This window comes from Bacillus sp. NEAU-CP5 (genome assembly GCF_026420705.1).
Classification (GTDB): domain Bacteria; phylum Bacillota; class Bacilli; order Bacillales; family Bacillaceae; genus Bacillus; species Bacillus velezensis.
On record NZ_JAPMOV010000004.1, the window covers coordinates 219,266 to 238,880 of the forward strand.

Genomic DNA, 19,615 nt, shown 5'->3' on the forward strand with positions numbered 1-19,615 from the left:
TAAGGGTATTATGGAAATAAAAAAAGCTCTTATTCGTCACAAATTCCTGAAAGCCAGAAAGTGTGATAAATAAGAGCCAAAAGAAAAGAATAGACAGCGTCATATGCTTTTCACTCGTTCAAATTTATGCAAACTTTCTTGTAGTCTAGTCTTTTACGGCACTAGGTAGAAACAATCAGACCATATTACTGATCATATACAAGAATAACGATATTACATGAGATAGCAGTATTTTATCGTTTCAATTTTTGAAAATCAACCTTTTTAGATATTTTCAAAATAATAAATTTATATTATAAATAAAGAAAATAAAGGATGTCTATAAGTAATTGGATAATAAAGGTATAAAACACCCCCAAAACCGTTCCGGTTCATTGTAAAGACGGGATGCAGCTGATAAAATGGACCTGAGGGCACAGCCTTCAAAAGACGGCAGAAAAGGGGGCATTTTCGTGATCATCCAATTCATTCGTTACAGATAATGAGAGGTATAGATAAATAGGTAAAACCTTCCAATTTTGCAAGGTTTATTTGTCTATGCCTTTTTCATTTCATCGGAATAACGAATGAATGAGGTGTTTTTTTTGACGTCTATAAAAAGAAAACGCGCGGAATTACTGCAATCATGCCAATCCGTGTTCAGGTGTCCGCTATGCCGGTCGGCCATGGCGGTCTCACGATACCGAAGCTTGATTTGCGGACAGGGGCATACATTTGATATATCAAAGCAGGGATATGTGAATTTCCTCAATAAATCGGTCAAAACCCGCTATGACAGGCAGCTGTTCGAAGCGAGACGCGAGCTTTTTGACAGCCGGGAATTTTTTGCTCCGGTTCAAAAGGAGATCGCCGCCATCATCACCCATATTCAACCTCCGCAAAAACCGGCGGCGATATTGGATGCGGGATGCGGAGAAGGCTCTCATTTAGCCGCCGTATGCAAATTGCTTCAGCCCGCTTTTTCCGTGACGGGAATCGGCATTGATCTCTCGAAAGAAGGTGTGCTGCATGCCGCAAAGGCCTTCGGGAATCATTTGGTTTTTGCCGTCGCTGATGTGGCGGATGCGCCGTTTGCCGACAGCTGTTTTGATGTCGTGATGTCTGTTTTATCACCTTGGAATTACAAGGAATGCAGCAGGCTTTTACGAAAGGGCGGCACAGTCATTAAAGCGGTGCCGCGGCGTGATTATTTGAAGGAAGTAAGGGAATTCTTCTTCGGAGACAGCCCTCGGCGGAATGACACCGCCGATTCTGCGGCCGGACGATTCCAAGCGGGCTTTCAAACCTTTGAGCGCAAACGGCTGTGTTACACGAAGACCTTAGCGCAGCCTGACCTCGAGCGGCTTGTGAAAATGACGCCCTTAACATGGAAATGTACTGATGACAGCATCCGGCGGTTCATCAGCCGGAAAGAGGCTGCTGTCACGATAGATATCGATATTTTAATCGGAACCGATCCGCTGTAAAACGGAAAAGACACGCTAATCGCGTGTCTTTTTTTATTTCCAGACTTCACCGGCAATGTTGACGACATGGCGCAGTTTCGCCCATTGCTGTTCTTCTGTGATCAGGTTTCCTTCCTCAGTGGAGGCGAATCCGCATTGCGGGCTGAGGCAAAGCTGGTCCAGGCTGACATATTGTGAAGCTTCTTCAATCCGGCGTTTAATCGCGTCCTTGTCTTCAAGTTCGCCATGTTTCGACGTAATCAAGCCAAGCACAAGCTGAAGATCAGAGCGTTTGACATAACGGAGCGGTTCAAAGCCGCCGGAGCGGGAATCATCATATTCCAAGAACAATCCGTCAAGGTCAAGCCCGTCAAAAATTGTTTCAGCCGCTGCATCATAGCCGCCTTCAGCCGTCCATGTGGATTGGAAGTTGCCGCGGCAGATATGCATCGTAACCTTCAGATCGTCAGGGCGGTCCTTGATGGCGTCATTAATGGAAGCGGCAAACAGCTTGCGCAGTTCATCCGGCGTCGTGCCGAAAGCTTCAATCTGACGAAGCCCCGCTTCTGATAAGAAAACGGCCCATGCGGTGTCATCGAGCTGAAGATAGCGGCACCCGGCGTCATAGAAAGCTTGAATCGCTTTTTTATACGCTTTTGACACATCGTGCTGAAATTGTTTGTAATCATTCTGGTAGGACGCTTTTTCCAATTTTCCGCGGAAAAACAGCATATTCGGACTGGGAATGGTCATTTTCGGAACAGCATCGCCGGCAATGCTGTGCAGGAATTTATAATCTTCGAGCATCGGATGCTGAGAAAAATCGATATCTCCCGTTACTTTAATGCCGCGCGCTTTCGTCTGTACGTTGTGAAACTGAATGCCGCTTTCAGGCGTAAACGCTTCAACGCCGTCTAAATTTTCGAGAAAGTCAAAATGCCACCAGGCCCGGCGGAATTCGCCGTCAGTCACGACATTGAGGCCGGTTTCTTTCTGCTTTTTCACACTGCGGATGATTTCTTTGTTTTCGATTTCGCGCAGCTGTTCTGCCGAAATCTCACCCGCCGCTCTTTGCAGGCGGGCTTGCTTCACAGCCGACGGCCGCAGCAGGCTTCCGACCTGATCCGCGCGAAACGGCGGGTTTTTTCTTAGAAGCGTATGCAATGGTTGTTCTGTGTTTTGCTGTGACATGAACGATTCCTTCTTTCCTGATGAAATATAAAAAAACTCTTCCCTCGGATAGGGAAGAGCTTGCGTCCGCAAATCTCAACCTTATCTTCAGGATTTAGCACCATTCTGCTGAACAGCGGTTGCCGGGTATCATAGGGCCAGTCCCTCCACCTCTCTTGATAAGGAAATATGCTATTTTTCAGAATAAACTGTAATACTCTTAATCTTAGTATGTTTTCTCATATTGTCAATATATTTCGATAAATATTTTTATTTATCACCCTCAAATAGAATCATATCTATCACAATGGCGATCGCGAGACAAAGAACGATATCCTCTTCCTTTTCAATCTGCAAATGATAGGAATCGCCCCAGCTCATCCATGATTTGGTGACAGTCATCCGGTTTGATTTTCCGTCTGTCACTTGAAAATTCCGGCCCCACACATCGCCGGTAAGATCCCAGCCGAGTCCGGAAATTTCAAATTTCGGTTTGAAAAACGTGACTTTCTTGATGACTTGGCAGACGGGTTTGCCGCTGACGGAAATCTCGTAACGGGGAACGAGCGACATCAGTTTCTGATTGACGCTGGCGAGCGTGCGGCCGTCCAAATCAGTCAGCTTCAGTTCATCACCGAATGAAAACAGCTTTCCTTCAACATTGTAGACTTCTTTTCCGCTTTCAAGAAACACTTGAAAACGATTCTTAAACGTCAACATTCGCTCTTTGATGTAAAAATGGTACATAAAAAAACTCCTTTTTTATGTTGTACGAAAAAAGGAGGCGGTTGGTTTCATATCGGCCGGGTGCATAAAAAAAGGCTGCCGATTTTGCGGCAGCTGTCGTTTTTATGATAGCGGCATCCGGCGTTTTTGACGGATTGCATTTAAATCAATGATGTTATTCGTGTCGGCAGCTGTCACCAGCGGGCTTGTCTTTGGCGTTTTCCGGCGGTTGTCCTTACTGAAAGAGAAAACAAGATACCCTGTCAAAGCAGCAAAAATAAGTAGCATCATTTTACATACCTCCCAAAAAAAGTTTTGGTATTATTATTGTACGAAAAAACAAACGAAAAGTATTCAAACAATTGTCACTTTTTTAAAAAATAACGTCATTTTCCGTAAAAATAACTATGGGTTGAAGAAATTTTGCTCTTGTTGTGGTTCTATAGATTGTATCGGCTGATGAATGATGATCGTTTATATAACTTTTTCACTATTTTTTGTAAGTGTCTAAATAACTATTTCAGTGTTTTCGTTTGCCTTGTGTTATTCAGTACCCTAAAAAACCTTATAATATGCAAAATAACTGCTTCTAACAGATGACTGCGAGTTGACAGCGCTTTCTTTATTTTTTTAAAGAAAACGAGATGTTATCTTAAAAAAATCGTTTGAACATTTTCCGCAGTTTTTTAAAAGGGTTTGATTTTGTCTCCAGAACACGCGGGTCTTTTAAGGTTTTTTTCAATTCTTTCGCTACAGTCCCTCTTGCCATAGTCTTCACTCCTTCTTTCCAATTCATACCTTATATACGGAAAGAAAGAAGGAAAGGTTTCATGTGAAAGAAAAAAACCAAAGCAGGGGGCTTTGGTTTTAAGCGCGCTCTTCAAAGAGCCTGGCGATTTCAACAATGACGTTTACCGCCTTTTCCATATGATCGACGGAAATGTATTCATATTTTCCGTGGAAGTTTTGGCCGCCCGTAAAAATGTTCGGTGTCGGCAGTCCCATGTAAGAGAGCTGTGATCCGTCGGTTCCGCCCCGGATCGGTTCGATAATCGGTTCGATGTCGAGGTTTTTCATGGCTTGATAGGCGACATCGACTATCTCTTTGACCGGTTCGATTTTTTCTCTCATGTTGTAATATTGATCACGCAGTTCAAGCTTGATGCTTTCCTTGCCGTATTTGGCCGCCAGCGCATCGGCGGTTTTCTGCATATATTCTTTTCGTTCTGCAAAGCGGTCTCTGTCAAAGTCTCTGATGATGTACGACAGGGCGGCTTCAGAAACGTCTCCGTTCATGGAAAGTAGATGATAGAAGCCTTCATACCCTTCCGTATATTCCGGCGCTTCTTCTTTCGGCAGCGCGTGGTGAAATTCCATCGCGATTTTTGAAGCGTTGACCATTTTGTTTTTCGCCGTTCCGGGGTGGACGCTTTTTCCGTAACAAGTAAGCTTTGCGGCCGCTGCGTTAAAGCTTTCATATTGCAGTTCGCCGAGTGGGCCTCCGTCTATCGTGTAGGCGAATGCGGCGTTGAAGCGGCCGACATCGAATTTGTGAGGGCCTCTGCCGATTTCTTCATCAGGCGTGAACGCGACCCGGATCGTTCCGTGTTTGATGTCCGGATGTTTGATCAAGTACGCCATTGCCGTCATGATTTCGGCAATGCCCGCTTTGTTGTCGGCTCCGAGCAGCGTCGTGCCGTCTGTTGTGATCAGCGTCTGGCCTTTATAGCGGGAGAGCTCCGGAAATTGCTCAGGCGACAGGACGACATTGAGTTTGTCATTCAGAACGATATCATGTCCGTCGTAGCTCTCAATAATCTGAGGATTCACATTTTTTCCGGTAAAATCGGTCGCGGTGTCCACGTGAGCCAGAAAACCGACAGTCGGCACGTCTTTATCCGTATTCGCCGGCAGAGTCGCCATGACGTACCCATTGTCATCGACTGTGATGTCTGTCATGCCGATCGACTTTAATTCATCTGCCAGCATGTTGGCCAATGTCAGCTGGCCGGGGGTTGAAGGGCAGTTTTCATTGTTTTCGTCAGACTGTGTATCGACTTTTACATAAGAGGTAAAGCGTTCAATGATTTCATTTTTCATACCGTCATCTCCTTTGTCTTATCTTACCATGCGCGGGGGAGGGATTTCTATTTCGCAACCGTTTTGAATCGAGGGCTCTGTTTTTTACGCGAATGAAAATAAATTATGAAGAAACGATGACTAAACGATTAAACTTTTTGGAAATGGATGATTGAGGAAGAAAAAACCGATATAATATGGTCAATTCATTCAATAGGGGAGGCTTTCTTCATGGCGATTTTAGTGACAGGCGGAGCGGGTTATATCGGAAGCCACACATGTGTCGAGCTGTTAAACGGCGGCTATGACATCGTGGTTCTGGATAATCTGTCAAATAGTTCACCGGAAGCATTGGAGCGTGTGAAAGATATTACCGGAAAAGGGCTTGTGTTTTATGAAGCGGATCTCCTTGACCGTGACGCCGTTCACCGGGTGTTTGCTGAAAATGAGATTGAAGCCGTCATTCATTTTGCGGGATTAAAAGCGGTCGGTGAGTCTGTGGCTGTTCCGCTTCGTTATTATCATAATAATCTGACGGGGACGTTTATTTTATGTGAAGCCATGCAGGCACACGGTGTGAAAAAGATCGTCTTCAGTTCTTCAGCGACGGTTTACGGCGTTCCGGAAACAACGCCGATCACTGAGAATTTTCCATTAAGCGCGACCAATCCTTACGGGCAGACAAAGCTGATGCTGGAACAGATTTTACGCGATCTGCATAAAGCGGACTCTGAATGGAGCATTGCGCTGCTCCGTTACTTTAATCCGTTCGGCGCGCACCCGAGCGGGCGGATCGGAGAAGACCCGAACGGCATCCCGAATAATTTAATGCCGTACGTCGCACAAGTCGCTGTCGGCAAGCTTGAGCAATTGCAGGTGTTCGGCAATGATTATCCGACAAAGGACGGCACCGGCGTGCGGGATTACATCCATGTCGTTGACCTTGCCGAGGGCCACGTCAAAGCGCTTGAGAAGGTGCTGAACACAACAGGCGCGGATGCCTATAATCTCGGCACGGGAAGAGGCTACAGCGTTCTTGAGATGGTCAAGGCGTTTGAAAAAGTATCAGGAAAAGAAGTGCCGTACCGTTTTGCCGCCCGGCGCCCGGGAGACATCGCCGCATGCTTCGCAGACCCGGCAAAAGCGAAGGCTGAATTAGGATGGGAAGCAAAGCGCGGGCTTGAAGAAATGTGCGCCGACTCTTGGAAGTGGCAGTCCTCCAATGTGAACGGGTACCAAAAGGTGTAAAAAGAAAGAGACCTTCAAATGATGAAGGTCTCTTTTGTTATGATCATTATTTAACTTTTACTTCAACATCGTTGCTGAACTTTAATTTCCAAGTGCCTTTAGAGTATGCGTTTTTATCAACTTCAAAGGCTTTCACTCCAGTGACCTTAATGTTCGGGTTCAAGTCACTTAAAATTTTACTGTTGTTCACTTTTGTTTCCGTTGCATAAGTCGATGAAGCGTCAATATCCGGATCATAGGAAGTTCCTTCAGAATCTACTAATTTCACGCTCGGAATGGAGAAAGAGCTAATAGGCTTCTTTGAAACATTTTTAACTGTGTATTGTACAGCTACGATAACGCCGCCGTCAGACGCTTTTTTCTGGATATATTGTGTCCCTACTGAGTCTCTTTTTTCTACTTTTGTAAGAGTCACTTCAGTTTTTTCAGTCTTAACAGTGTCACCGATGTTATACAGTTTTTCTTTAGATTCCGCAGAACTTGAAGATGCGACCTTAGATGATGAAGAATCGCCTCCGCCGCCGATGTTTACGAGAATGATAATAACCACTACTGCCAGAAGCAATGTGATAATTTTATGTCTCATAAAAAAGTTTCTCTGATCTTTACCGCAGTTTGGGCATTTTTTAACGCCTTTAGCGATTTCTTTGCCGCATGCCTTACAAGACACCAGGTTGCCTGCCATAATATTTCCTCCTATGTAAACTATTTCTTGAAAACTACATACTATAATGCCTGTAAAATAACCTATAGTCAATAATATTTTGAGAAAAAAAGTATTTTAATGATTTTTTAGTCATGTATTTTAAGGAGCTTTTTTAGTATCGGCAGATCGTTCGAATTTTTTATAGGTTTATTGAAAAAAGAGTGTTGAACATGTTCGTGATTTCCCGTATAATCTTGAAAGATATACAAAAACTGAACATAAAAAACAGTGGTTTTCTAGGGTTCCGCAATGCTGAATTGGTCTGGACCGAGAGAAAACACACAGCAGGTTCCTGCTGTGACACGTTGGGATAAAAGCCCGGGAGTTTCTGCTCTTTTGATGAAGAGTGCTCTCCCGGGCTTTTTTGATTTTATAAAAAAGGAGTGTCTGGGATGAAAAAGAGATTGCTGGATGTGCTGATGCTGATTATTGGAGCTTTTATCTTTGCTTTAGCCGTTAATTTATTCGCCATTCCGAATGATCTTGGAGAGGGCGGGGTAACGGGAATCACCCTGATCTTGTACTATGTGTTTGAATGGTCGCCCGGGGTGACGAATATCATTTTGAACGGGATCTTATTGATTATCGGATATAAATTTTTAGACGGAAAAACAACGCTTTATACGATCATTACCGTTGTTGCCAACTCACTGTTTCTGCATCTGACGCATGATTGGCACTCGCCATCACATGAACTCATTATTAATACTATTTTTGCGGGTGTGTTTGCCGGTGTCGGAATCGGGATCATTATTCGAGTCGGAGGCACGACTGCGGGTTCTGCCATTTTGGCGAGGATTGCTAACAAATATCTCGATTGGAATATCAGCTATGCGCTTTTGTTCTTTGATCTGATTGTCGTCTTCAGTTCTTATTTCATCATCGGTGCGGAAAAAATGATGTTTACCATTGTCATGCTGTACATCGGAACGAAGGTGATGGACTTTATCATTGAAGGCCTGAATACGAAAAAAGCGGTGACGATTATATCTGAGCATAAGCACGAAATCGCTGAACAGGTCAACACGCTTATGGACAGAGGGGTTACGCTGCTGTCGGGTAAAGGAAATTACACGGGGCAGTCGAAGGAAATTTTATATATCGTCATCCAGAAACAAGAGCTTTCCATGCTCAAAAAAATTATTAAAAGCTGTGATACAAAAGCGTTTGTCATTGTTCATGATGTGCGTGACGTCTTTGGTGAAGGCTTCGTCGATATCTCTAAATAAAAAGGATCCCTCTGCCGGCGCGGAGGGTTTTTTCTTATGCCGGCAGAAGCTGTTATGATCCGTTTCCCGGGAAATAGCCTGAAAGCTGTTTCTTAAAACGAAGTGGATACAATCGGCCGGACGTTTTATACTGAAAATATGATAGAGCGATAGAGAGGAGCGCATATGAACCCGTTATTGGCAATTTACCCGAGGGCTGTGTTGTCTGATACGTGCTGTACGGCGGAGGATGTCTTTTGCTTTTATGATGAGAAAAAACGGGTCTATGTCACCATTCCGAAGGAGGATATTACCCCGAAGGAGAAACTGCTTCTGGAATCATTTTTGACGCCCGCTGAAGAAAAAGGCGATGTTTTTCCGGAGACGGCGGCAGCAAAGAGGTGGCGGCGGTTTCTGCTGGAAGAGGGTCCGGTGCCTGATGTCAAGGAGCCTCGTGTCCGTTTTATCCATTATGACTTATTGAGAGAACGGGACTGGGGGGCATTTACGGAAGCGCTGCGCCATTTCTGGCCGGTTTCATATACAGTTGTCCGGACGGGAAGGGATCAAGGCGTGATTGTGGAGGAAGAAAAGCTGGAAGCGCCAGATTCGGATGACATCGCATCTTTTGTGAAGATTCTCGAAGGCGATTTTTATTTCAGTGTCCGTTTTTTCATCGGAAGGTATTACTGCAAGGGAGAACGTCTGCGCCTTCATTATCGGAGAGAACAGCAATATTGTCAGATTGGCCGGCGTCATCTCCCGCAGCTGAGCACGCTGACCGCGGAAACGGTATTTCCGGCCATGCTCATGGAAGAAAGCAGAGAAAAGCTCTCAGCCTTGCTTCACGAAGAAGCGGCGCTGCTGTTTCAGAAAGAACCGGAGCTGAAGCATACGATTCAGACTTTTATTGAACATAACTCGAACATGTCGCTCACATCGAAAAGACTGCATTTGCACCGCAACAGTCTTCAATATCGGATTGATAAATTCGCGGAACGCTCAGGTATTGATATTAAGACATATCGGGGCGCCCTGCTGGCTTATTTCATTTGTCTGCAGTATGAAAAATCACATTAAATGGGAAATGTGCACGAAGGCAGCGGACTTTTTTTATGAACGTTGCCTATATCCGCCGCTGCCTGACGCTGTTACAATCCTATTTAAGAAAGCGTTTACAAAAAAGGGGAGATGACATGGCGGAACTTCGGCTGGAGCATATTTATAAGTATTACGATCAAAAAGAAGCGGCTGTCGATGATTTTAACCTTCATATTAAAGATAAAGAGTTTATCGTGTTTGTCGGTCCGTCGGGTTGCGGCAAGTCGACAACATTGCGGATGGTTGCCGGGCTGGAGGATATTACGAAGGGTGATTTCTATATCGGTGACACGAGAGTGAATGACATCGCTCCTAAAGACAGGGATATCGCTATGGTGTTTCAAAACTATGCGTTATATCCGCACATGACGGTCTATGATAATATCGCTTTCGGTCTGAAGCTGAGGAAGATGCCGAAACCGGAGATAAAAAAACGGGTCGAAGAAGCGGCGAAAATGCTGGGGCTCACAGAGTATCTGCACCGCAAACCGAAGGCGCTCTCCGGCGGGCAGCGGCAGCGGGTTGCATTAGGACGGGCGATTGTCAGGGATGCCAAAGTGTTCTTAATGGATGAGCCGCTGTCAAATCTGGACGCAAAGCTTCGGGTGCAGATGCGGGCAGAAATTATTAAGCTGCATCAAAGGCTGCAAACAACCACAATCTATGTGACGCACGACCAAACAGAAGCACTGACGATGGCGACACGCATCGTAGTCATGAAGGACGGAAAAATTCAGCAGATCGGCACCCCGAAAGACGTGTATGAACATCCGGAAAACGTATTTGTCGGCGGGTTCATCGGCTCCCCAGCGATGAACTTTTTCAAAGGAAAGCTGACGGACGGCGCCATTCACATCGGTTCAGCCGCTCTCAGCGTGCCGGAAGGGAAAATGAAAATGCTACGGGAAAAAGGGTATGCCGAAAAAGATGTTATCTTCGGCATCCGCCCGGAAGACATACATGACGAGCTGATTGTAGTAGAATCCTATAAGAATTCATCCATCACAGCTAAAATCAATGTCGCGGAATTGCTCGGGTCAGAAATTATGGTTTATTCCCGGATCGGGGATCAGGATTTTATCGCCCGGATTGACGCCCGCCATGACATTCGTGCTGGTGAGGAATTGACCGTCGCTTTCGACATGAATAAGGCTCACTTTTTTGACAGTGAAACAGAAATCAGAATCCGCTCATAACGCAAAGCCGGACAGCTGGATGTCCGGCTTTTTTGATGTAACAATTTATGACGCATAACCGATATAAAAAGAAAATAGAAGACAGAAAGCAGGAAAACGATGAAACGCATGATCATGTGCATGTGCCTTTTGGCTGCCGTGTTTACGCTTGCCGCTTGCTCGGGCCATGAGGCAAGCGCCGAACAAAGCATTCCGAAGGCAGAAGCGCACCACGATAAAAAATCTGTAAAGCGCGAAATCAAAAAGCAGCCGGATACGTCCGCCTGGGTTCAAACGAAAGGAACGGCAAGACTGCCGATTCTGATGTACCACAGCATTTCTGAGGGAAACAGCCTGCGCGTGCCGAAGGAAGAATTCCGGCAGCATATGAAGTGGCTTCATGATCACGGCTATTATACGATGACTCCTGAAGAGGCCTATCTGATGCTGACGGAGGATAAGGAGCCGCGTGAAAAATGTGTTCTGATCACATTTGATGACGGCTATACCGACAATGTGAAAGCGGCCTATCCCATTTTAAAGAAATACAAGATGAAAGCGACAATCTTTATGATCGGAAACTTTATCGGGCATAAGAATCATCTGACTGAGAAGCAGATGAAGGAGATGGCCGCCCACGGCATTTCCATTCAGAGCCATACGATGAACCATCTCGAATTGAACGGGCTCACACCGCAGCAGCAGCGACGTGAAATGAGGGACTCTAAGCGTTTATTTGATCAAATGTTCGGGCAGCGGACGTCTATGATCAGCTACCCTGTCGGACGATATAATAAGGAAACATTAAAAGCCGCCGCCACGTCAGGCTACCGTATGGCGGTCACGACGGAGCCGGGAGCGGCGTCAAGAGATCAGGGGCTTTACGGGCTTCACCGCGTCCGTGTGTCGCCGGGCATGTCCGGCGCGGCATTCGGCTCTTATATTCAAAATGTGATGAAATAACAGAGCCTCCGCATATGCGGAGGCTTTTTTCAGTTTAATAGAATTGATGAAGCAGCAGAAGGGTGACACTCACGGTAATCGCTCCGCCGATCCTGGTCGACACTTGGGCGAACGGCATAAGCTCAAGCCGTTCAGCGGCGCTCAAGATCGCGACGTCGCCGGTGCCGCCCTGGCCGGAATGGCAGGCATTAATAATCGCCGTCTCAATCGGATACAGATTCAGCCATTTTCCGGTCAGAAAACCGACGGCCATCATCGTGACGACGATTGATAAAATGGTAATGATGTTGCTGATCGTAAACGCCGCAATCAGCTTGTCCCACGGTGTCATTGAAACGCCGATCGCAAATAAGAGCGGATAGGTCACGGCTGTCGAGAAAAAGCGCGAGACGCCGAAGGCTCCGTTTTCAATCGAAGCCGGCGCCAGCCTGAACAGCTTAATGAGAACGGCAAGGACGAGCATCACGACAGGAGCCGGAAGCTGAAAGAAATCATGCGCCAGCATGCCGACCAAATAGAGGGAAACCGCTAAAATACCGCCCGAAGCGAAAAAGGACAAATCAAACGTTTTATCATTGGCCGGCTGTTCCAATGCGGGAGCGGAATGATCAGACTTATCAACCTTCCCGTTGCCCGTCCATTCCGGTTTGCGTTTCCCGATGACATTCAGCAAACCCGATAACATAATGGCGCACAGGCTGCCGAGCATGATGGACGGCAGCACAAGCGCAAAGGCGTCTCCCTGGGACATCGGCATAATATCGGAGTAGCCGATGGATAAAGGAATCGCGCCTTCACCGACACCCCCCGCCATAATCGGAACGACAATATAAAGCAGCGTGTGCTGAAAGCCGAGCCCGAGCAGCGTCCCGACGCATAAGCCGACGATGGCGGCCGCGATCGAGCCGGCGATCAGCGGAATAAAAATCTTGACGAAAGCTTTGACGAGCGTCTCTCTTTTCATCCCGAGAATACTGCCGACGACGATACCGGCAATAAATAGATAGAGAAAGTTGGAGCTTTCCGTGAATTTTGTTGTTGAAGTAATAATGTCTTTCGGAAGCAGGTGGTAGTAGACGACAGCGGATGGAATAAAGGTTGCGAGAATCGCAGGGCCGCCGATGGACCGCACGATCGGAATGGATTTTCCGATCTGGCCGAAGGTAAATCCGAAAAAACTCATGACGGCAATTGATGTCAGAATGTCGCTTTTTACATCACGGCTCATGACAAACACCGTAATAAGCAAGAAAAGCAGGATATAAATAGGAAGAGGAATAATGCCGATTCTTATATTCATTGCTCTGGCAAACCAGTTATCAGTCCGTTCCTGTTTTTGGATTGAATCCGTTTGCAATTTTGGTTGAAGTTCTCCCATGCTTGTTCCCCCAGTCGTTATGTAGTGAAAAAATATCCCCATTTAAAGTATACTAAAAAATTTAAATTGTTCATATATTATGAATTTACTAGAGGACATGTTTTCTTCACATGTTCTTTCTCAAAATGGCGATCTGGCGGGCTTTTTCACCGAGAAAAGCATTTTGTTCGCCACACGAATAAAAAAGAGGTACGATATCAAAGGGACAAATATCCTAGGTGCTGACATAAAATCTCTACAAATCCGACAATAATCGGTCACAATTTCAGCCTTATTTTAGGTATATTGATCTTTTTTTTTAGGCTGAATCGTTGTAAAGTAATGATATTGAATCATTTCTATGACAGCCGCTGTCCCCCGGGGTGTACAGGCTGATATTTCAATAGTTTTGACGAATTTGTGAAACATTGAGCAAATATATCATTTTTTGTGAAATACCGAGCAATGATTTCGCTATGTTTGTGAAATGTTGAGCATTTTACCAGATTGGAGGAAAAACATCATGAGTGAGTTGGTATTAGCCCGCATTCAATTTGCATCTACAACATTGTTTCACTTCTTGTTTGTGCCTTTGTCTATCGGGCTTGTGTTTATGGTTGCTTTGATGGAGACGCTTTATGTTGTCAAAAAACAAGAGACCTATCTCAAAATGGCTAAATTTTGGGGGCATCTCTTTTTAATTAACTTCGCTGTCGGCGTCGTCACAGGGATTCTTCAGGAATTCCAGTTCGGATTGAACTGGTCTGATTATTCCCGTTTTGTCGGAGACGTATTTGGAGCTCCGCTTGCGGTTGAAGCGCTTTTGGCGTTTTTTATGGAGTCTATTTTTATTGGATTATGGATTTTCGGCTGGGACCGTTTATCTAAAAAAGTGCATTTGCTTTGCATTTGGCTTGTGTCCTTCGGAACGATTATGTCATCTTTCTGGATTTTGACGGCAAACTCATTCATGCAGGAGCCGGTCGGCTTTGCGATTAAAAACGGCCGCGCGGAAATGAATGATTTCGGGGCGCTTCTGACAAACCCTCAGCTTTGGGTTGAATTCCCTCACGTCATTTTCGGGGCGCTTGCGACGGGTGCTTTCTTTATCGCTGGTGTCAGCGCATTTAAATTATTGAAGAAAAAAGAAGTGCCTTTCTTCCATAAATCTTTCAAGCTTTCGATGATTGTCGGTCTGATCGCCGGTATCGGCGTTGCGTTCAGCGGACATATGCAGGCTGAGCATTTAATGGAATCGCAGCCGATGAAAATGGCTGCCAGTGAAGCGCTTTGGGATGACAGCGGTGATCCTGCCGCGTGGACGGCTTTTGCGAATATTGATACGAATAAAGAAAAAAACACATCAGAAATTTCAATTCCTTACGCACTCAGCTACTTGGCTTACCAGAAGTTCAGCGGCAGTGTGAAAGGGATGAAAACACTTCAAAAAGAATACGAAAAAACGTACGGAAAAGGCGACTATATCCCGCCTGTTAAAACGACGTTCTGGAGTTTCCGCATTATGGCGGGCGCGGGCGCGCTGATGATTTTTGCCGCGATTGCCGGCTTTATTCTGAACCGCCGCAAAAAGCTTCATACGAGCAAGTGGTATTTACGGGGCATGATCGCACTGATCGCATTCCCATTCATTGCGAACTCTGCCGGTTGGATTATGACTGAAATCGGCCGCCAGCCGTGGACGGTCATGGGGCAATTGACGACCGCACAATCCGTTTCTCCTAACGTAACGACGGGATCTCTGCTGTTTTCAATTATCAGCTTCGGCGTCATGTACTTGATTTTAGGCGCGCTGCTTGTTTTCCTATTCGTTCGTGAAATTAAAAAAGGTGCGGACCATGATGATCATAAGGATGTTCCTGTGTCAACGGATCCGTTCAGTCAGGAGGTCTACCATGGGGTCACTTCATGATCTTTGGTTTATACTCGTTTCAGTTTTGTTTGTCGGATTTTTCTTTTTAGAGGGTTTTGATTTCGGTGTCGGCATTTCGACCCGATTTCTTGGCCATAATGAATTAGAACGCAGAGTGCTGGTTAACACCATCGGCCCGTTCTGGGATGCGAATGAGGTGTGGCTTATCACAGGTACGGGAGCGATCTTCGCGGCATTCCCGAACTGGTATGCGACGATGCTGAGCGGATATTACATTCCGTTTATCATCATTCTTCTTGCCTTGATGGGGCGCGGCGTGGCATTTGAATTCCGCGGCCAAGTGAATAATCTGAAATGGGTCAAAACATGGGACTGGGTGATTTTCTTCGGCAGCCTTATCCCGCCATTTGTATTCGGACTTATTTTCACAAGCTTGTTCCGCGGTGTGCCGATTGACGGACATATGAACATTCACGCAGGTTTTTCAGATATTGTGAACGTGTATTCCGTTCTTGGCGGAGCAGCCGTCACCCTTCTTTCATTCCTGCACGGTTTAATGTTTATCACCCTGCGCACGATCGGTGATTTACAAGAGCGTGCGAGAAAAATGGCAAAACGCGTAATCGGTGTTATCTTTCTTGTTGTACTTGCTTTCTTTGCGATGTCTGCATACGATACGGATATGTTTACACGCCGGGCAAATATCACGATTCCGGTATTCGTGCTGATTGTCATCTGCAACGTTCTTGCCGTTGTGTTCATGAGCAAGAAAAAAGACGGCTGGGCATTCGGTATGACCGGCGCGGGTCTTGCTTTGACAGTTGCGATGATTTTTATCTCTCTGTTCCCGCGCGTCATGGTCAGCTCGCTGACAAGCGCGTATGACTTAACAGTAGCTAACGCGTCTTCCGGTGATTATTCACTTAAGGTCATGACAATTGTCGCACTGACTCTGCTGCCGTTTGTCATCGGCAGTCAGATCTGGAGCTATTATGTCTTCCGGAAACGCGTCAGCCATAAGGAGCCTATGACTTATTAATGGGAAAAGACCTGTTTCTTTATAAAGGAATGAAGCGGATTCTTGCGATCATTACGGGATTAACGATTATACAAACGGCCGCCATTATCTTGCAGGCGGAATGGCTGAGTCAGGCGGTAACCGGATTATTTAACGGGAAGCGGATTGCTTCTCTTTATCCGGTTATCGGCTTTTTCCTGCTTGCGTTTTTGGTCCGGCATGCGGTGACAACGGTCCGGCAGAAAATCGTGTACCAATATGCCGCGCAAACCGGCGCAGACTTAAGAAAAAGATTTCTTGAGCAATTGTTCCGTCTCGGCCCCCGCTTCGCGAAAAAAGAGGGGACGGGCCGGATGGTGACGCTGGCGATGGAAGGCATCAGCCAGTTCCGCCGTTATTTAGAGCTGTTTCTGCCGAAAATGGTCAGCATGGCGATTGTGCCGGCGGCCGTTGTTATTTACGTGTTTTTTCAGGATAAAACGTCGGCATTGATTCTGATTCTTGCGCTTCCGATTTTGATTGTATTTATGATTCTGCTCGGACTTGTCGCACAGAAAAAAGCCGATCGCCAATGGAAGTCCTATCAGACGCTTTCCAATCATTTCGTGGATTCGCTCCGCGGACTGGAGACATTGCGGTTTTTAGGATTAAGCAAATCACACAGTAAAAACATCTTTCATGTCAGTGAGAGATACCGCAAGGCGACGATGAGCACGCTCCGGGTCGCGTTTTTATCATCATTCGCCCTGGATTTCTTTACGATGCTGTCGGTGGCGACAGTGGCGGTGTTTCTCGGCTTGCGGCTGATAGACGGACAAATTCTGCTCGGGCCGGCATTGACCGCGCTCATTCTTGCGCCTGAATATTTTCTCCCGGTCCGCGAAGTGGGGAATGATTACCACGCGACGTTAAACGGGCAGGAGGCGGGGAAAACCATTCAAGCGATTTTGGCGCAGCCCGGTTTTAAAGAAGAAAAGCCGCTCGAACTTGATACGTGGACTGACGGGGATGAATTACAGCTTACGCGTTTGTCCGTCCGAGAATCGATGTCTGAATTTCATCTGTCCTTTAAAGGGAAGAAGAAAATCGGAATTATCGGGGAAAGCGGTGCGGGAAAATCGACACTCATTGATGTGCTGGGCGGCTTTTTAGAGCCTGCGTCCGGTGAGATCAAGGTAAACGGTGAATCCCGCTCGCATCTGCAGTCGGACGGCTGGCAGAAGCAGCTGCTTTATATTCCGCAGCACCCGTACATTTTTGATGACACGCTTTTGAATAATATCCGGTTTTATCATCCTGATGCTTCCCGTGAGGAAACGGCGCAGGCCGCTGCTTCGGCGGGTCTTGCCGAACTGATCCGTGATCTGCCCGGCGGTCTTGACGGCCGGATCGGCGAGGGCGGACGGGCGCTCAGCGGAGGACAGGCTCAGCGTGTCGCGCTGGCCAGAGCCTTTTTAGGAAACCGTCCGATTCTCCTTTTGGATGAGCCGACCGCTCACCTTGATATTGAAACAGAATATGAAATAAAAGAAACGATGAAAGATCTGTTTGAAAATAAGCTTGTTTTTCTGGCCACTCACCGTCTTCACTGGATGCTTGAGATGGACGAAATTATCGTGCTTGATGACGGCGCGGTGGCGGAAATCGGCACCCACGACGAATTGATGGCGAAACAAGGCGTATACGCCAAACTTGTAAAGGCGCAACTGGGGGAAAGAACATGAGAAAAGAAGAATGGATTCTGCCGTATATGAAGCAAAATGCCCGTTTGTTTGTTCTTGTGATTTTTTTAGGCGCGGTGACGATTTTTTCGGCGGCCTTTCTCATGTTCACTTCCGGTTTTTTGATCTCTAAGTCGGCGACCAAGCCTGAGAATATCCTGCTGGTGTACGTTCCGATTGTGGCCGTGCGCACCTTCGGGATTGCCCGTTCAGTCTCACGGTACGCCGAGCGTCTGACGGGGCACCATATCATTTTGAAAATCGTGTCCGACATGCGGGTGCGGCTTTACAATATGCTGGAGCCGGCCTCGCTCATGCTTTCATCCCGTTTTCGGACGGGCGACATGCTCGGCATTTTGGCTGAGGATATTGAGCATTTGCAGGATGCGTTTTTAAAAACGATTTTCCCGGCGGTTTCCGCTTTGCTGCTGTATGCGGCCTCCGTTATCGGACTCGGCTTTTTTTCCTGGCCGTTTGCCGCTTTTGCGGCGATTTACCTGTTTATATTGGTTGTATTGTTTCCGGTTGTGTCGCTTCTTGTGACGAGAGCGAAAAACATGAGGCTGAAAAGCGGCCGGAATACGCTCTACAGCCGGCTGACAGATGCCGTGCTCGGCGTGAGCGACTGGATGTTCTCGGGACGCCAGGCGGCCTTTATTTCCTCTTATGAAGAGAAAGAGAAGGCGTGGTTTGACCTTGAAAGCAAACGTCAGCGGTTTACGAGATGGCGTGATCTCGCCGCGCAATGTCTTGTCGGCGGCTTCATATTGATCATGCTGTTCTGGACGGCGGGTCAGTATGCGGACGGCAGCATCGCCAACACGATGATCGCGGCCTTTGTGCTTGTCGTATTTCCATTGACGGAGGCGTTTCTGCCCCTTTCGGATGCGCTGACGGAAGTGCCTTCTTATCAGGATTCCATCAAAAGAATGAGTAAGGCGGCTCCGGAGCTGCGAAGTGGTGAGGTGAAGCAGACAGATGAGAAACTGGATGTATCGGATGTGACACTTACATTTGATAACGTGACGTTTTCTTATGATCAGCACAGTCATGTGCTTGACCGTTTTTCCTTCACTCTCCGCCAAGGTGAAAAAATGGCGCTGCTCGGCAGGAGCGGCTCCGGTAAGTCGACCTCTCTCGCTTTAATTGAAGGCGCCTTAGTTCCCGATTCGGGCAAAGTGATGCTGAACGGGCTGGAAACTGCGGCCGTGCAGGAGCAGATTTCCTCAGCGGTGGCCGTTTTGAATCAGAAACCTCATCTCTTTAACACGAGCATTATGAACAATATCCGGCTCGGAAACGGCAAGGCGAGTGATGAAGATGTTAAGCGTGCGGCTCGGCAAGTGAAGCTGCATGATTATATTGAATCATTGCCTGACGGATATGAAACGTCCGTGCAGGAGACGGGGATTCGTTTCTCAGGCGGGGAACGGCAGCGGATCGCGCTTGCCCGTATTCTGCTCCAAGACACGCCGGTCATTATCCTTGATGAACCGACGGTCGGCCTTGATGCGGTCACTGAACGCGAATTGCTTGATACGATTTTTGATGTCTTTAAAGAGAAAACGATCCTCTGGATTACACACCATTTAGCGGGTGTGGAAACAGCTGATAAAATCGTCTTTTTAGAAAATGGAAAAGCAGAAATGGAAGGAACCCATCAAGAGCTGCTTGCAGAAAACGAACGGTACCGGAAGCTTTACCGTCTTGATGTTCCGATCAGAACATAAACAGCCGCAAACGAGCGGCTGTTTTTTTGTGCGGTTTAAAATCTCTTCTTGTTTGGAATATAAATAGGAGACAGAAG

16 protein-coding genes and 3 riboswitches are annotated in these 19,615 nt (G+C 46.7%); of the genes, 10 read left to right on the forward strand and 6 right to left on the reverse strand.

What is annotated here, in order from left to right; genetic code table 11:
* Positions 1-121 precede the first annotated feature (121 nt).
* Positions 122-222, reverse strand: a riboswitch (purine riboswitch).
* 362 nt (positions 223-584) lie between these two features.
* Positions 585-1,466: a methyltransferase domain-containing protein gene (locus tag OTK50_RS13835; protein WP_038460945.1), complete on the forward strand. Its 882-nt coding sequence runs from the start codon at positions 585-587 to the stop codon at positions 1,464-1,466.
* 33 nt (positions 1,467-1,499) lie between these two features.
* Here OTK50_RS13835 and OTK50_RS13840 read toward each other — a convergent pair whose 3' ends face one another.
* The 4 genes from OTK50_RS13840 to pepT form a co-directional block, all read right to left on the reverse strand.
* On the reverse strand, positions 1,500-2,636 hold the full coding sequence (locus OTK50_RS13840; protein ID WP_045209309.1) for a 5-methyltetrahydropteroyltriglutamate--homocysteine S-methyltransferase: 1,137 nt from the start codon (positions 2,634-2,636) through the stop codon (positions 1,500-1,502).
* 78 nt (positions 2,637-2,714) lie between these two features.
* Positions 2,715-2,801: riboswitch (SAM riboswitch) on the reverse strand.
* 84 nt (positions 2,802-2,885) lie between these two features.
* Positions 2,886-3,362: an LURP-one-related/scramblase family protein gene (locus OTK50_RS13845; protein WP_025650049.1), complete on the reverse strand. Its 477-nt coding sequence runs from the start codon at positions 3,360-3,362 to the stop codon at positions 2,886-2,888.
* Positions 3,363-3,464: 102 nt separating this feature from the next.
* Entirely contained in the window at positions 3,465-3,632 is a 168-nt protein-coding gene (locus OTK50_RS13850) for a hypothetical protein (protein WP_003150808.1), read from the reverse strand.
* A 576-nt stretch (positions 3,633-4,208) separates the two neighbouring features.
* Positions 4,209-5,441: a peptidase T gene (gene pepT / locus OTK50_RS13855; RefSeq protein ID WP_053285308.1), complete on the reverse strand. Its 1,233-nt coding sequence runs from the start codon at positions 5,439-5,441 to the stop codon at positions 4,209-4,211.
* A gap of 210 nt (positions 5,442-5,651) precedes the next feature.
* Here pepT and galE point away from each other — a divergent pair, with 210 nt between their 5' ends.
* On the forward strand, positions 5,652-6,668 hold the full coding sequence (gene galE / locus OTK50_RS13860) for a UDP-glucose 4-epimerase GalE (RefSeq protein WP_007614717.1): 1,017 nt from the start codon (positions 5,652-5,654) through the stop codon (positions 6,666-6,668).
* 46 nt (positions 6,669-6,714) lie between these two features.
* Here galE and OTK50_RS13865 read toward each other — a convergent pair whose 3' ends face one another.
* On the reverse strand, positions 6,715-7,254 hold the full coding sequence (locus OTK50_RS13865) for a DUF4352 domain-containing protein (protein ID WP_221663940.1): 540 nt from the start codon (positions 7,252-7,254) through the stop codon (positions 6,715-6,717).
* Positions 7,255-7,599: 345 nt separating this feature from the next.
* Positions 7,600-7,701: riboswitch (guanidine-I (ykkC/yxkD leader) on the forward strand.
* 65 nt (positions 7,702-7,766) lie between these two features.
* Between OTK50_RS13865 and OTK50_RS13870 the strand changes: the two genes are divergently transcribed.
* The 4 genes from OTK50_RS13870 to OTK50_RS13885 all read left to right on the forward strand — a co-directional run bounded on the left by OTK50_RS13870 (position 7,767) and on the right by OTK50_RS13885 (position 11,821).
* A complete protein-coding gene (locus OTK50_RS13870) occupies positions 7,767-8,603 on the forward strand; it encodes a YitT family protein (RefSeq protein WP_003150818.1) in 837 nt (278 codons plus the stop codon).
* A 165-nt stretch (positions 8,604-8,768) separates the two neighbouring features.
* A complete protein-coding gene (locus OTK50_RS13875) occupies positions 8,769-9,662 on the forward strand; it encodes a PucR family transcriptional regulator (protein WP_221663904.1) in 894 nt (297 codons plus the stop codon).
* Positions 9,663-9,778: 116 nt separating this feature from the next.
* The gene (locus OTK50_RS13880) at positions 9,779-10,879 is read left to right on the forward strand and encodes an ABC transporter ATP-binding protein (RefSeq protein WP_221663942.1); all 1,101 of its coding nucleotides are present in this window, start codon (positions 9,779-9,781) and stop codon (positions 10,877-10,879) included.
* Positions 10,880-10,978: 99 nt separating this feature from the next.
* The gene (locus tag OTK50_RS13885) at positions 10,979-11,821 is read left to right on the forward strand and encodes a polysaccharide deacetylase family protein (RefSeq protein ID WP_088461865.1); all 843 of its coding nucleotides are present in this window, start codon (positions 10,979-10,981) and stop codon (positions 11,819-11,821) included.
* Positions 11,822-11,855: 34 nt separating this feature from the next.
* Here the strand turns inward: OTK50_RS13885 and OTK50_RS13890 are convergent, their stop codons facing one another.
* Positions 11,856-13,199 carry a 2-hydroxycarboxylate transporter family protein gene (locus tag OTK50_RS13890; protein WP_032869366.1) on the reverse strand — a complete coding sequence of 448 codons (1,344 nt, stop codon included), beginning with the start codon at positions 13,197-13,199 and terminating at the stop codon, positions 11,856-11,858.
* 502 nt (positions 13,200-13,701) lie between these two features.
* Between OTK50_RS13890 and OTK50_RS13895 the strand changes: the two genes are divergently transcribed.
* From OTK50_RS13895 to cydC, 4 genes are read left to right on the forward strand one after another with little or no spacing between them, the layout of a single operon-like run.
* On the forward strand, positions 13,702-15,108 hold the full coding sequence (locus tag OTK50_RS13895) for a cytochrome ubiquinol oxidase subunit I (protein WP_007614697.1): 1,407 nt from the start codon (positions 13,702-13,704) through the stop codon (positions 15,106-15,108).
* Complete coding sequence (cydB, locus tag OTK50_RS13900) at positions 15,092-16,108, forward strand: cytochrome d ubiquinol oxidase subunit II (protein ID WP_007614694.1); 1,017 nt, start codon at positions 15,092-15,094, stop codon at positions 16,106-16,108. Before OTK50_RS13895 ends, cydB begins: the two co-directional genes overlap by 17 nt.
* Positions 16,108-17,811 (forward strand): thiol reductant ABC exporter subunit CydD, encoded by a 1,704-nt coding sequence (gene cydD, locus OTK50_RS13905; protein ID WP_224181330.1) that lies wholly within the window; start codon positions 16,108-16,110, stop codon positions 17,809-17,811. The genes cydB and cydD overlap by 1 nt, the downstream gene beginning before the upstream one ends.
* Positions 17,808-19,538: a thiol reductant ABC exporter subunit CydC gene (gene cydC, locus OTK50_RS13910; protein ID WP_224223901.1), complete on the forward strand. Its 1,731-nt coding sequence runs from the start codon at positions 17,808-17,810 to the stop codon at positions 19,536-19,538. The genes cydD and cydC overlap by 4 nt, the downstream gene beginning before the upstream one ends.
* Positions 19,539-19,615 lie beyond the last annotated feature (77 nt).